The following is a 12,844-nucleotide window of genomic DNA, read 5'->3' as shown; positions in this document are numbered from 1 at the left end:
GTGCAGCGCGCCCGTGCTGCGGCGCAACCAGGAAATGCCGGCACCGCTTGCGCCAACTGTGCCATGCCGGGTCACCCCCGGCGCAGCGGCATGGTGTAAAGTTTTTTCAACATCCCTCGCGTGGAGCCTGCGATGCGCCCTCAGCCGCCCCTCTCGCCCCAGGCGCTGTCCGACCATTACGCCGCGCAGGCCACCCGCGAGCCGGACACGCTGGAGGCGTTCTGGATGCCGTTCACCGCCAACCGCCAGTTCAAGGCGCGGCCGCGGCTGCTGGCCTCGGCCGAAGGCATGCACTACCGCAGCGTGGACGGGCGCCAGATCCTCGACGGCACCGCCGGCCTGTGGTGCTGCAACGCCGGCCACGCGCGGCCGCGCATCGTCGAGGCGGTGGCGCGGCAGATCGCCACGCTGGATTTCGCGCCGACCTTCCAGATGGGCTCGCCGCTGCCGTTCGTGCTCGCCGAACGCCTGGTGGCACTGGCGCCGCCAGGGCTGGACCACGTCTTCTATACCAACTCCGGCTCCGAGTCGGTGGATACCGCGCTGAAGATCGCGCTGGCCTTTCACCGCGCCCGCGGCGAGGGCCAGCGCACCCGCTTCATCGGCCGCGAGAAGGGCTACCACGGGGTCGGCTTCGGCGGCATTTCGGTCGGCGGCCTGCCGAACAACCGCAAGGCGTTCGGCCCGCTGCTGCCGGGCGTGGACCATCTGCGGCACACGCTCGACCTGGAGCGCAATGCGTTCTCGCGCGGCCTGCCGACGCATGGCGCGGAACTGGCCGAGGACCTGGAGCGGCTGGTGACGCTGCACGACGCCTCCACCATCGCTGCGGTGATCATCGAACCGATCTCCGGCTCGGCCGGGGTGGTGCTGCCGCCGCACGGCTACCTGCAGCGCATCCGCGAACTGTGCGACAAGCACGGCATCCTGCTGATCTTCGACGAGGTCATCACCGGCTACGGCCGCGTCGGCCACGCCTTCGCCGCGCAGCGCTTCGGGGTGACCCCGGACATGATGACGACCGCCAAGGGGCTGACCAACGGCTGCGTGCCGATGGGGGCGGTGTTCGTGTCCCACGCCATCCACGAGGCTTTCGCGCACGGCCCGGCCAACGCCATCGATCTGTTCCACGGCTACACCTACTCTGGCCATCCGCTGGCCTGCGCCGCGGCGCTGGCGACGCTGGACACCTACGCCGAGGAACAGTTGTTCGACAAGGCGATCGAGCTGGGCCCGGTGTGGGAGGAGGCGATCCATCGGCTGCGCGATCTGCCGCACGTCATCGACATCCGCAACTTCGGCCTGATCGGCGCGATCGAACTGGCGCCGCGCAAGGGCGCGCCCGGCGCGCGCGCCTACGAAATCTTCGAGCGCTGCTTCCACGAAGGCGACCTGCTGATCCGTGTCACCGGCGACACCATCGCGCTGTCGCCGCCGCTGATCGTCGAGCCCGTGCACATCGAGCGCATCTTCGCGGTGCTGGCGGACATGATCCGCAGCACGCCCTGACCCCTCCCCACCCAACCCACCGCCCGCGCTCCCCACGCGCCGCGTCTGCCTGGAGAACCGCTCATGCTGGTCGGCGTTCCGAAAGAGATCAAGAACCACGAATACCGGATCGGGCTGACCCCGTCCGGGGTGCGCGAACTGGTGCTGCACGGCCACCAGGTGCTGGTGCAGCGCGGTGGCGGCCAGGCCATCGGCCTCACCGACGCCGAATACGAACGCGCCGGCGCACGCATTGCCGAGGATGCGGCCAGCGTGTTCGCGCAGGCCGAGATGATCGTCAAGGTCAAGGAACCGCAGCCGGAGGAATGCGCGATGCTGCGCCCCGGGCAATTGCTGTTCACCTATCTGCACCTGGCGCCGGATCCGCAGCAGGCCGCGGCGCTGCAGCGCTCCGGCTGCACCGCCATCGCCTACGAGACCGTCACCGACGGCCACGGCGGCCTGCCGCTGCTGGCGCCGATGAGCGAGGTGGCCGGGCGCATGGCGATCCAGGCCGGTGCGCATGCGCTGGAGAAGGCGCAGGGCGGATCCGGCGTGCTGCTCGGCGGCGTGCCCGGGGTCAAGCCGGCGCAGGTGCTGGTGATCGGCGGTGGCGTGGTCGGCATCAACGCCGCGCGCATGGCGATGGGCCTGCACGCGCGGGTGACCGTGCTGGACCGCTCGCTGGAGCGGCTCAAGTACCTGGACGAACTCTACGGCCAGCAATTGACCACGCTGTACTCCACCCGCGATGCGATCGAGCAGTGCCTGCCGCACACCGACCTGGTAATCGGCGCGGTGCTGATCCCCGGCGCCGCCGCACCCAAGCTGGTGTCGCGCGACCAACTGGCGCTGCTGCGGCCCGGCTCGGTGCTGGTGGACGTGGCGATCGACCAGGGCGGCTGCTTCGAGACCAGCCACCCGACCACGCACCAGCAGCCGACCTACGAGGTCGACGGCATCGTGCATTACTGCGTGGCCAACATGCCCGGCGGCGTCGCCCGCACCTCCACCTTCGCCCTGACCAACGCCACCCTGCCGTTCGTGCTGCTGCTGGCCGAACACGGGCTGCAGGCGCTGCGCGACGACCAGGACCTGCGCAACGGCCTCAACGTGCACGCCGGCAAGCTCACCCACCGCGCGGTGGCGCAGGCCCTGGGCCAGGACTTCGTGCGGCCGCTGGACGCGCTGGGCTGACGGTTTCCATGCGAGGACCGAACACGATGGGCGAGATCCTGTCCCACTACATCGATGGCCAGCCCGTCGCGTTCCGGGGCGACGAGCACGCCGAGGTCTTCGACCCGGCGACAGGCGCCGTCCAGCGCCACGTGCCGCTGGGCGCCGCGCATGCGGTGGAGATGGCGGTGCGCGCCGCCAGTACCGCTTTTCCCGACTGGGCGGCGACGCCGCCGCTGCAGCGCGCGCGGGTGCTGTTCCGCTTCCGCGCGCTGCTGGAACGCCACACCGACGCCCTGGCCCGCTGCATCAGCGCCGAGCACGGCAAGACCGTCACCGATGCGCGCGGCGAAGTGGTCCGCGGCATGGAGGTAGTGGAGTTCGCCTGCGGCATCCCGCACCTGCTCAAGGGCGAGCATTCGCACGACGTCGGTCGCGGCGTGGATGCGTGGAGCGAGTACGCGCCGCTGGGCGTGGTCGCCGGCGTCACCCCGTTCAACTTCCCGGCGATGGTGCCGCTGTGGATGCTGCCGGTGGCATTGGCCTGCGGCAACAGCTTCGTGCTCAAGCCTTCCGAACACGCGCCTTCGGCGTCGCTGCACCTGGCCGAATGGCTGCACGAGGCCGGGTTGCCGGCCGGCGTGTGCAACGTGGTGCACGGCGCCAAGCCGGCGGTGGATGCGCTGCTGACGCACCCGCAGGTGCAGGCGCTGAGCTTCGTCGGCTCCACCGCGGTGGCCGCCGACCTGTACGCGCGCGGCAGTGCGCTGGGCAAGCGCGTACAGGCGCTGGGCGGTGCCAAGAATCACCTGGTGGTGCTGCCGGATGCCGACCTGGACGACGTCGCCGATGCCCTGCTCGGCGCCGGCTACGGCTCGGCCGGCGAACGCTGCATGGCGATCTCGGTGGCGGTGTGCGTGGGCGATGCGCTGGCCGATGCGCTGGTGGCCAAGCTCGCGCCGCGCGTGGCCGCACTGCGCCTGGGCCCCGGCTGCGCCGAGGGCGGCCGCGACGAGCCGGACATGGGCCCGCTGGTGAGCGCTGCGCACCGCGAGCGCGTGCTCGGCTACCTCCACAGCGGCGTGGCCGAGGGCGCACGCCTGGTGGTCGACGGCCGCCCGGCGGGCGCGGCCGGCCACCCGGACGGCTTCTTCCTCGGCGGCAGCCTGTTCGACCACGTGCGCAGCGACATGCGCATCTACCGCGAGGAGATCTTCGGCCCGGTGCTGTGCGTGGTGCGGGTGGCCGACGCCGCCACCGCGCTGCGCCTGATCGCCGACCACGACTACGGCAACGGCGCGGCGGTGTTCACCCGCGACGGCGGCGCGGCGCGTGCGTTCGCACGGCAGGTGCAGGCCGGCATGGTCGGCATCAACGTGCCGATCCCGGTACCGATGGCCTTCCACAGCTTCGGCGGCTGGAAGCGCTCGCTGTTCGGCCCGCTGCACGTGCATGGCCCGGACGGAGTGCGCTTCTACACCCGGCTCAAGACCGTCACCGCACGCTGGCCCGAGGCCGCGGGCGGCGCCGAGTTCGCGATGCCGACGATGCGGTAGGCGATGAAGCCGGGAATGGAGAATCGGGAATAGGGAATCGCAAAAGCATCCCGGCGCGCACCGGTCGACGGGCAGGCGCATCCCTTGCTGTTGCTGTTGCTGTTGCTGTTGCTGTTGCTGTTGCCATTCCCCATTCCCGACTCCCCATTCCCGGCCCTGCGCCCGCCGCAGCGCAACACGCGCCGGCCTTACCCAGGTGTAGCCTTGCGCCACCCCGGCACCCGGCCGGGGTCCGCCGCCGCCACAGGAGCCGCTCCATGATCAAGGTCAGCGTGATGTACCCGTACACGCCAGGCGCCCGTTTCGACCATGCCTACTACCGCGACACGCACATGCCGCTGCTGCAGGCGCGCATGGGCGCCGCCTGCCTGCGCTACACCGTGGACAAGGGCCTGTCCGGCGGCACCCCGGGCAGCGACCCGACCTACGTCGGCATGTGCCACATCTTCAGCGACTCGGTGGAGGCCTTCCAGGCCGGCTTCGGCCCGCACGCGGAGGAGATCCTCGGCGACATCAAGAACTACACCGATCTGACGCCGGTGATGCAGATCAGTGAGGTGGTGGTGGGGTGAAGCCGGGAATGGGGAAACGGGAATAGGGAATCGCAAAGCGCCGCATGCGCGAACGACTCAGGCCATGCGGCCGCGACACACGCTGTTGCCATTCCCGATTCCCCGTTCCCGATTCCCGGCCTCTACAATGCCGCCCCCGTCGCCACGCCGCACCGCCCGTTGATGAACATCGTTGTCAAAGAAGACCTCAAGGCTTACATCGATCCGCTCACCGCCGACGAATACGCCGCTCTGGAGCGCAGCCTGCTGGCCGAAGGCTGCCGCGACGCGCTGGTGCTGTGGGGCGACATCCTGGTCGACGGGCACAACCGCTACGGCATCTGCCAGAAGCACGGGTTGCCGTTCCAGACCGTGCAGAACACCCGCTTCCAGTCGCTGCAGGACGTGCACCTGTGGATGATCGACCAGCACCTGGGCCGGCGCAGCGTCTCCGACTTCCAGCGTGGCGTGCTGGCGCTGCGCAAGCGCGAGATCCTCGCCGAGCGGCGCGCCAGCGCGGCCGCCGCGGAGGTGACCGCGGCCGACAGCTCCGCCCCGGAGGCTGCCGCCACCGATGCGGCGAACGACGCCGATACGCCCCCCTGGGCCGACGCACCGGCACCGCTCAGCCGCGCCGAACTGGCGCGCGTGGCGCGGCTCAGCAACAGCCAGGTGGTGCAGATCGAGAAGATCCAGAAGCAGGCCGCCGCCGAAGTGGTGGAAGCGGTCAAGTCCGGTACGATCTCGATCAATGCCGCCGCGGCGGTGGCCAGCCTGCCCGAAGAGGAACAGCGCGCCGCGGCCATGGCCGGCAAGGACGAACTGAAGCAGGCCGCCAAGCGCGCCCGCGAGTCCAAGCGCAAGCCGAAGCAGACCCAAGCGGCCGATGCCGATGCCCACGCCGACGCGCAGGCGCAGGACGCGGCGGGCGACGCCACGATGGCGCTGCGTCAGCGCGTCGCCGAACTCGAAGCCGAGAACCAGGCGCTGCGCGAGGAACTGGCGGCACTGCGCGCGCAGCTGTCGGGCTGATCCACGCGCACCGGCCATCCCTGCCCCAGCCGGATACCGGGGCGCCGCGCATGCAACCGCGCTCACCGCGCACTGCGTAGACTCGGCCGCATGAGCGTGTCTCCCGGCCTTCCCCTGCCCCCCGATCCGCGCCGCGCACAGTTGCGGCGCATGAAGCTGCTGGCGGCGCTGTTGCTGCTGGCGATGCTGTGCGGCTTCCTGCTCAGCCATGCCATGGGCCTGCACGGCGTGTGGGCCTGGGTCGGCGCCTTCTGCGAAGCGGCCACGGTCGGTGCGCTGGCCGACTGGTTCGCGGTGGTGGCGCTGTTCCGGCACCCGCTGGGCCTGCCGATTCCGCACACGGCGATCATCCCGCACGGCAAGGCGCGCATCGCCGACAGCCTGGCCGTGTTCGTGCGCGATCAGTTCCTGGAGCCGGCCGCGCTGCTGGCCAAGCTCAGCGCCTTCGATCCGGCGGCACGGCTGGGCCAGTGGCTGGCCGAACCGGCGCAGTCCGCACGGCTGGCCGACCTCGCCCGCGGCTGGGCGCTGCAGGCGCTGGATCTGCTCGACGAAGCGGCCGTGCGGCGTCGCATCCACGGCTTCGTGGTCGCGCGGCTGCGCGACTGGGACGCCGCCGCCACCGCCGGCGAGCTGCTCGGCCTGCTCACCGCCGACGGCCGCCACCATGCCTTGCTCGACGAAGCGCTGACCCGGCTCGGCCGGCACCTGGACGATGCCGCGGTCAAGCAGCGGGTGTCGGCGATGATCGTCAAGTACGCGCGCCGCGAGTGGCCCAAGCTGGTCGGCACCGTGGAGTGGGTGAAGCCGGTCGAGGGCATCGCCGACACCCTCGCCGAGCGCCTGGCGCATGCGCTGCTGGAGGAACTGCAGGAGGTGCTGTCGCAGCCGCAGCACCCGCTGCGCCAGGACTACGAGCGCTGGCTCGGCGGTTACGTGGAACGGCTGCGCACCGATCCGGCCACCGCCGACAAGGTGCAGGCGCTGAAGCAGCGGCTGATCGACCACCCCGGCGTGCAGGCGTACGTGCAGGGGCTGTGGGACCAGATCCATGCTGCGCTGCGCGAGGACCTGTCGCGCCAGGACGGTGCGCTGGTGCAGCATCTGCAGCGCGCGCTCGGCGCGCTCGGCCAGTCGCTGGCGCAGGATCCCGCCCTGCGCGAGGCGCTCAACCAGCACCTGCTCGGCGGCGCCGAGCGGCTGACCCAGCGCCTGCGCAGCGGCGTCACCGAGCATATCGCGCAGACCGTGAAGGGCTGGGACGAACGCCACCTGGTCGAACAACTGGAACTGAGCGTGGGCCGCGACCTGCAGTACATCCGTTTCAACGGCACCCTGGTCGGCGGCTTGATCGGGTTGGCGCTGCACGCTGCCGTCACGCTGCTTGGCTGAGCGTGGCTGGCAAGGATGCACTGCGCTGCGCGAGCGGCCGGCCCGCCGCCGACGCACCACGCCACCCGGACACCCCGCTTGGCGGACCGCGCGCCCGCGGCAGACCTGCCAGCCGCGCAGCAAGGTGTAGACACGCCTCGGCTCTTCGGCCTGGAGGGCTGGCGCGACCGCCGCGCCCGCGCTAGCGTTGAGGGACGACCCGCGGGACGTTCGCCGCCACTGTGAACGTCATCCCGCAACCAACCGGGGAAGCCGTGCCGCGTGCAGCTCGCGCGTTCGCCAAAGGAAGGGGGAGCATGTCGAATCAACGCCGGACACCCGTCGCCGGCCCGGCGCGTCTAGCGCGGCTCGCCGCCCTGGCCGTGCTGGCCGTCGGGCTGCTCGCCGCGCTGCTGATCGCGCACGGCGTGCAGCAGCGCAATCGCGCACAGGCACAGGCGCGCTTCGATCAACTGGCCTCGCACGTGGCCAGCGACCTGCGGCAACGCCTGGACATGTACGAGCACGGCCTGCGCGGCGCGCGCGGCGCGGTGATCGCCGCTGGCGGCGAGCACATCTCGCGCGAGCGTTTCGCCCGCTACAGCGCCTCGCGCGACTACCTGCACGAGTTTCCTGGCGTGCGCGGCTTCGGCTACATCCAGCGGGTGCCGCGCGCGGACGAGGCGGCGTTCCTGCAGCAGGCCCACGCCGACGGCGCGCCGTCGCTGCGGATCGTCGAACTGGCCCCGCACGACGGCGACCGTTTCGTCATCGTCTATATCCAGCCGCTCCGATCCAACAACGCTGCCGAGGGCTTCGACATCGCCTCCGAGCCGGCACGGCGGGCCGCGGCGATCGCCGCGGCGCGCTCCGGTACGCCCACCATCACCGCGCCGATCCGCCTGGTACAGACGCCAGGACTGGGCCAGGGCGGTTTCCTGCTGCTGTTGCCGGTGTACCGCGAAGGCATGCCGCTGCAGACCCCGGAGCAGCGCTGGCAGGCCACCACCGGCTGGGCCTATGCACCGCTGAACATCGCCGAGGTGCTGGCCTCCTCCGACGATCACAGCAACGAGCTGCGCCTGCGCCTGGCCGACAGCCAGAACCCGGCACAGCCGTTCTACCGCGACGACGCCACGCCGATCCTGGCCGGCGGGCCGGCCGCCGAGCGCACCCTCGACGTGTACGGCCGCCAGTGGCGGATCGGGGTGCAGGCCACGCCAGGCTTCGTGCGCTCGCTGGATCAAATCTCCCCGCTGCTCGCCGGCGGCCTGGCCGCCGGCATCGCGCTGCTGCTGGCCGCGCTGCTGTACGTGTTCCTGACCAGCCTGCGCCGCCGCGACCTGATCCTCAGCGAGCAGAGCCAACTGGCCGCGCTGGTCGCCGGCACCAGCGAGGCGATCGTCGCCGAAGACCTGCACGGCCGGGTGACCCACTGGAACCCGGCGGCCATGCGCATCTTCGGCTACACCCCGGAGCAAGCCATCGGCCAGCCGCTGCAGCAGTTGCTGGGTACGCAGATCCGCGATCCGGCCAACGGCGGCGACGGCGTGCGCGAACTGCGTCACCGCGACGGCCATGCGGTCAGCGTGCTGGCCAGCGTCTCGCCGATCGTCGGCACCGGCGGCGGCACCATCGGCCATTCGCACCTGCTGCACGACGTCACCGAGCAGGTGCGCGCGCAGGCGCGGGTGCTGGAACTCAACGCCACGCTCGAACAGCAGGTGGCCGAGCGCACCAGCGAACTGGTCACCTATTCGGCGCTGCAGCGCGCGATCCTGGCCAATGCCGGCTACGCGATCGTCGCCACCGACCCGGACGGCGTCATCACCCTGTTCAACCCGGCCGCCGAGACCCTGCTCGGCTACGCCGCGCACGAACTGATCGGACGCAAGGCCACCGGCCTGTTCCTGGATCCGGAGCAACTGGCCGCGCGTGCCGAACGCATGGCCACGCAGTCGGGCATGCCGGTGCAGCCCTCGTTCGAATCGGTGGCGGCGCTGTCCACCCTGGGACGCAGCGATACCCGCGAATGGACCTACCTGAGCAAGGACGGCCATGCCTTCCCGGTGTTGCTCACCCTGAGCACGCTGCGCGACGACGACGACCGGGTGATCGGCTATCTCGGCATCGCCGTCGACCTGACCGAGCAGAAGCGCCACGAGCGCGAGCTGCGCCTGGCCATCGACGCGGCCGAAACCGCCAACCAGTCCAAGAGCGATTTCCTGGCCAACATGAGCCACGAGATCCGCACGCCGATGAACGCGATCCTGGGCATGCTGTACCTGCTGCGGCACAGCGCCCTGTCGCAGGCGGCGCAGGACATGATCCAGAAGATCGAGCTGTCGGCACGCAACCTGCTGGAGATCATCAACGACATCCTCGACTTCTCCAAGATCGAGTCCGGGCGCATCGACCTGGAATCGGCGCCGTTCGACCTCAACGAACTGCTGGAGAACATCCCCGCGCTGATGACCTCGGCGACCAGCGCCAAGCCGGTGGAGATGATCGTCGAGCCGCTGCCGCCGGGCTGCCGCTGGCTGCAAGGCGACGCGCTGCGCCTGAACCAGGTGCTGATCAACCTGGTGGGCAATGCCATCAAGTTCACCGAACAGGGCGAGGTGGTGCTGTCGGTGCGCGCCTTCCCTGGCGCCGAACCCGGCAGGCTCAAGCTGCTGTTCTCGGTGCGCGACACCGGCATCGGCATCGCGCGCGAGAAGCAGAGCCTGATCTTCTCGCCGTTCCTGCAGGCCGACACCTCCACCAGCCGCCGCTACGGCGGCAGCGGCCTGGGCCTGACCATCAGCCGGCGCCTGGTGGAGCTGATGGGCGGGCAACTGGAAGTGCAGAGCGCCCCCGGCCAGGGCAGCGATTTCTACTTCGTCATTCCGTTCGCGGTGGCGCCGGCACCGGCCGACGACGACGCACCGGCGCAGGCGCGACGGGTGCTGATCGCCGACGACCACGAGCTGGTGCGGCGCAGCCTGACCGACATCGCCAACGGGTTCGGCTGGCAGGTGGAAGCGGTGTCCAGCGGCACCGCCGCCTTGGCCGCGGCCGCGCCGGAACGCGACGAGTTCGACGTGATCCTGCTGGACTGGCGCATGCCCGACCTGGACGGACTGAGCGTGGCCCAGCGCATTCGCGCGCAATCGGCGCCGGACCGGCAGCCGATCATCGTCATGGTCACCGCCTACGAACGGCGCATGATCCAGGAGCAGCAGCCCGGCGTGGCCGACGTGGATGCGGTGATGACCAAGCCGGTCACCGCCTCGGCCCTGCAGCGCACCATCGCCATGCTGCTGGCGCGCCGCAACGGCGAGCTGCCCGCAGCAGCGCCCGGCGACGGCGTCGCGCGCCTGGCCGGGGCCCGCTTGCTGGTGGTCGACGACAGCGACATCAATCGCGAGGTCGCGCAGCGCATTCTCGAAGGCGAAGGCGCGGTGGTCGACCTGGCGCAGGACGGGGCCCAGGCACTGCAGCGGCTAAGGCGCGATCCCGGCCGTTTCCACGTGGTGCTGATGGACGTGCAGATGCCGACCATGGATGGCTACGAAGCCACGCGGCAACTGCGCGCCGACCCGGAGCTGGCCAACGTGCCGGTGATCGCCCTGACCGCCGGCGCCTATCGCCAGCAGCAGGAAATGGCGCTGTCCAGCGGCATGAACGATTTCATCGCCAAACCGTTCCAGGTCGAGGACCTGATCGCGATCATCCGCCGCTATCTGCCGCCGAACCTGGCCGCGCTGCCGCTGCTGCCGCTGGCGCTGCCGCCGTCGATGCTGCCGACCGACGACTGGCCGGTCAGCGATCCGGCGTTGCTCGATACCGTCCAGGCGCAGCGGCTCTGGGGCGAGCGCGATCCGTATTGGCGCTATCTGCTGAAGCTGTTGCAGGAGTATCCCGATCCGGCGGCGAGCGTGCGCGCCCTGCTGGACGCGCAGCGACCGGGCGAAGCGGTCTCGCTGGCGCACAAGTTGCGCGGCTCGGCCGGATCGCTGGCATTGCCGGCATTGAGCGTCGCCAGCGCCGCGCTCGAAGAACGCTTGAGCACGGCGCCAGCGGAGGCCGAGGCAGAGATCGCGGCGCTGGCCGCGGCGATGGCCGACACCGCCGCCGAAGTGCTGCGCTTCGCCGACGCCACCCAGATCGCCACGGCGCCTGCGGCGACAACCGACGCAGCAGTGGACCCGGCGACGTTGCAGGCGTCCTGGTACCAGGTGCTGCAGGTGCTGGACAGCGACGATCCGGACCGCATCGACCACACGCTGCGGCAACTGGCCGCGGCCCTGCCCGCGGCGCAGACCGCCGAACTGCAGCAGTTGCTGGAGAATTTTTCCTTCCGTGAGGCCGAGGCCAAGGTCAGGCAATGGCTGGCCGAGGCAACCGACTGAGCGCGTAACGAGACGCCACCATGACCCAGCCGTGCATTCTCTGTGTCGACGACGAACCCAGCAACCTGGCGCTGATCCGGCAGTTGCTGCGCGAGGACTACGCCCTGGTGTTCGCCAAGAACGGCGCCGAAGCGCTGCGCGGGGTGGCCAAGCATCGCCCGGCGCTGATCCTGCTCGACGTCGACCTGCCCGACGTCGACGGCTACACCCTGGCCCGCACGCTCAAGCAAGATGCGCGCAGCGCGGCGATCCCGATCATCTTCGTCACCGGCAAGGACAAGGACGCCGACGAGAGCATCGGCTTCGACGCCGGCGGCGTCGACTACATCACCAAGCCGTACTCGCCGAGCATCCTGCGCGCGCGGGTGCGCACCCACCTGTCGCTGGTCAGCGCCGCCAGCCTCGCCGACAGCCACCGCGCCGCGATCGAGATGCTGGGCATGGCCGGCCACTACAGCGATTCGGACACCGGCACCCACATCTGGCGCATGGCTGCCTACGCCCGTGCGCTGGCGCTGGCCGCGGGCTGGTCGCGCGAGGACGCCGAGCTGCTGGAACAGGCCGCGCCGATGCACGACACCGGCAAGATCGGCATTCCCGATGCGGTGCTGAAAAAGCCCGGGCCGCTGGATGCGGACGAGTGGCAGGTGATGAAGCGGCACCCGCGGATCGGCTACGACATCCTCAGCCGCAGCAGCGCGCCGCTGTTCCGCCTCGCCGCCGAGGTGTCCCTGTACCACCACGAGCACTGGGACGGCGGCGGCTACCCGGCCGGCGTGTCCGGCACGCAGATTCCCGAATCGGCACGGATCGTGGCAGTGGCCGACGTGTTCGACGCCCTCACCTCGCCGCGCCCGTACAAGGCGCCGTGGACGCTGGAGCAGGCGATGGAACTGTTCCGCGACAAGTCCGGCAGCCAGTTCGAGCCACGCCTGGTCGCGTTGTTCGAGGCGATCCTGCCGCAGATCCTGCAGATCCAGGCGTACTGGAACGAACGCGAGGGCGAGGACGACCCGCCGCCGCGCGGCAAGGCGCAGGTCGCGTTGCGGCAGCACGGCGGCTGATACACGCCCCTCTCCCCCGGGAGAGGGGTTGGGGTGAGGGGACGGCGCGAAGCAAATCGCAGAGATTGAGGACACGAGGCTTCGCCCGTCCCCTCGCCCGCCCCTTCGGGGCACCATCTCCCGGAAGGAGAAGGAACAGCGCACTACGCTCCGCGATGGGCGGTACCGGTAACGCCTGTCGCGGCTGAAGCCGCTCCTACAGAAAAACACAC

8 protein-coding genes are annotated in these 12,844 nt (G+C 70.6%); all 8 read left to right on the top strand.

The features are described 5' to 3' along the window. Window positions 1–120 precede the first annotated feature (120 nt). The 8 genes from aptA to AC1G9L_RS08575 all read left to right on the top strand — a co-directional run bounded on the left by aptA (window position 121) and on the right by AC1G9L_RS08575 (window position 12,632). Entirely contained in the window at window positions 121–1,509 is a 1,389-nt protein-coding gene (gene aptA, locus AC1G9L_RS08610) for an omega-aminotransferase AptA (protein ID WP_481070716.1), read from the top strand. Window positions 1,510–1,572: 63 nt separating this feature from the next. Then, complete coding sequence (ald, locus tag AC1G9L_RS08605; RefSeq protein WP_010343948.1) at window positions 1,573–2,685, top strand: alanine dehydrogenase; 1,113 nt, start codon at window positions 1,573–1,575, stop codon at window positions 2,683–2,685. 26 nt (window positions 2,686–2,711) lie between these two features. Then, window positions 2,712–4,220, top strand: a complete 1,509-nt coding sequence (locus AC1G9L_RS08600; RefSeq protein WP_481070713.1) for a CoA-acylating methylmalonate-semialdehyde dehydrogenase — start codon at window positions 2,712–2,714, stop codon at window positions 4,218–4,220. A gap of 257 nt (window positions 4,221–4,477) precedes the next feature. Next, complete coding sequence (locus tag AC1G9L_RS08595) at window positions 4,478–4,792, top strand: EthD family reductase (protein WP_019801912.1); 315 nt, start codon at window positions 4,478–4,480, stop codon at window positions 4,790–4,792. A gap of 162 nt (window positions 4,793–4,954) precedes the next feature. Then, window positions 4,955–5,803, top strand: coding sequence for a ParB N-terminal domain-containing protein (locus AC1G9L_RS08590; protein ID WP_481070711.1), 849 nt, complete (start codon window positions 4,955–4,957; stop codon window positions 5,801–5,803). A 90-nt stretch (window positions 5,804–5,893) separates the two neighbouring features. Further along, on the top strand, window positions 5,894–7,195 hold the full coding sequence (locus AC1G9L_RS08585) for a DUF445 domain-containing protein (RefSeq protein ID WP_414629242.1): 1,302 nt from the start codon (window positions 5,894–5,896) through the stop codon (window positions 7,193–7,195). A 296-nt stretch (window positions 7,196–7,491) separates the two neighbouring features. Further along, complete coding sequence (locus AC1G9L_RS08580; RefSeq protein WP_481070709.1) at window positions 7,492–11,568, top strand: CHASE domain-containing hybrid sensor histidine kinase/response regulator; 4,077 nt, start codon at window positions 7,492–7,494, stop codon at window positions 11,566–11,568. 20 nt (window positions 11,569–11,588) lie between these two features. After that, on the top strand, window positions 11,589–12,632 hold the full coding sequence (locus tag AC1G9L_RS08575; RefSeq protein ID WP_019801684.1) for an HD domain-containing phosphohydrolase: 1,044 nt from the start codon (window positions 11,589–11,591) through the stop codon (window positions 12,630–12,632). Window positions 12,633–12,844: the final 212 nt, after the last annotated feature.

The organism is Xanthomonas sp. NCPPB 1132, from assembly GCF_056629235.1.
Note: the sequence above shows the minus strand (reverse complement) of the source record. Positions and strands in the feature narration are given on the sequence as shown.

Excerpts from the sequence above, each read along its gene's own strand:
- AC1G9L_RS08585 (WP_414629242.1), top strand. The coding sequence starts at position 5,894 with ATGAGCGTGTCTCCCGGCCTTCCCCTGCCCCCCGATCCGCGCCGCGCA.
- ald (WP_010343948.1), top strand. The coding sequence starts at position 1,573 with ATGCTGGTCGGCGTTCCGAAAGAGATCAAGAACCACGAATACCGGATC.
- AC1G9L_RS08580 (WP_481070709.1), top strand. The coding sequence starts at position 7,492 with ATGTCGAATCAACGCCGGACACCCGTCGCCGGCCCGGCGCGTCTAGCG.
- AC1G9L_RS08595 (WP_019801912.1), top strand. The coding sequence starts at position 4,478 with ATGATCAAGGTCAGCGTGATGTACCCGTACACGCCAGGCGCCCGTTTC.
- AC1G9L_RS08600 (WP_481070713.1), top strand. The coding sequence starts at position 2,712 with ATGGGCGAGATCCTGTCCCACTACATCGATGGCCAGCCCGTCGCGTTC.
- AC1G9L_RS08590 (WP_481070711.1), top strand. The coding sequence starts at position 4,955 with ATGAACATCGTTGTCAAAGAAGACCTCAAGGCTTACATCGATCCGCTC.
- AC1G9L_RS08575 (WP_019801684.1), top strand. The coding sequence starts at position 11,589 with ATGACCCAGCCGTGCATTCTCTGTGTCGACGACGAACCCAGCAACCTG.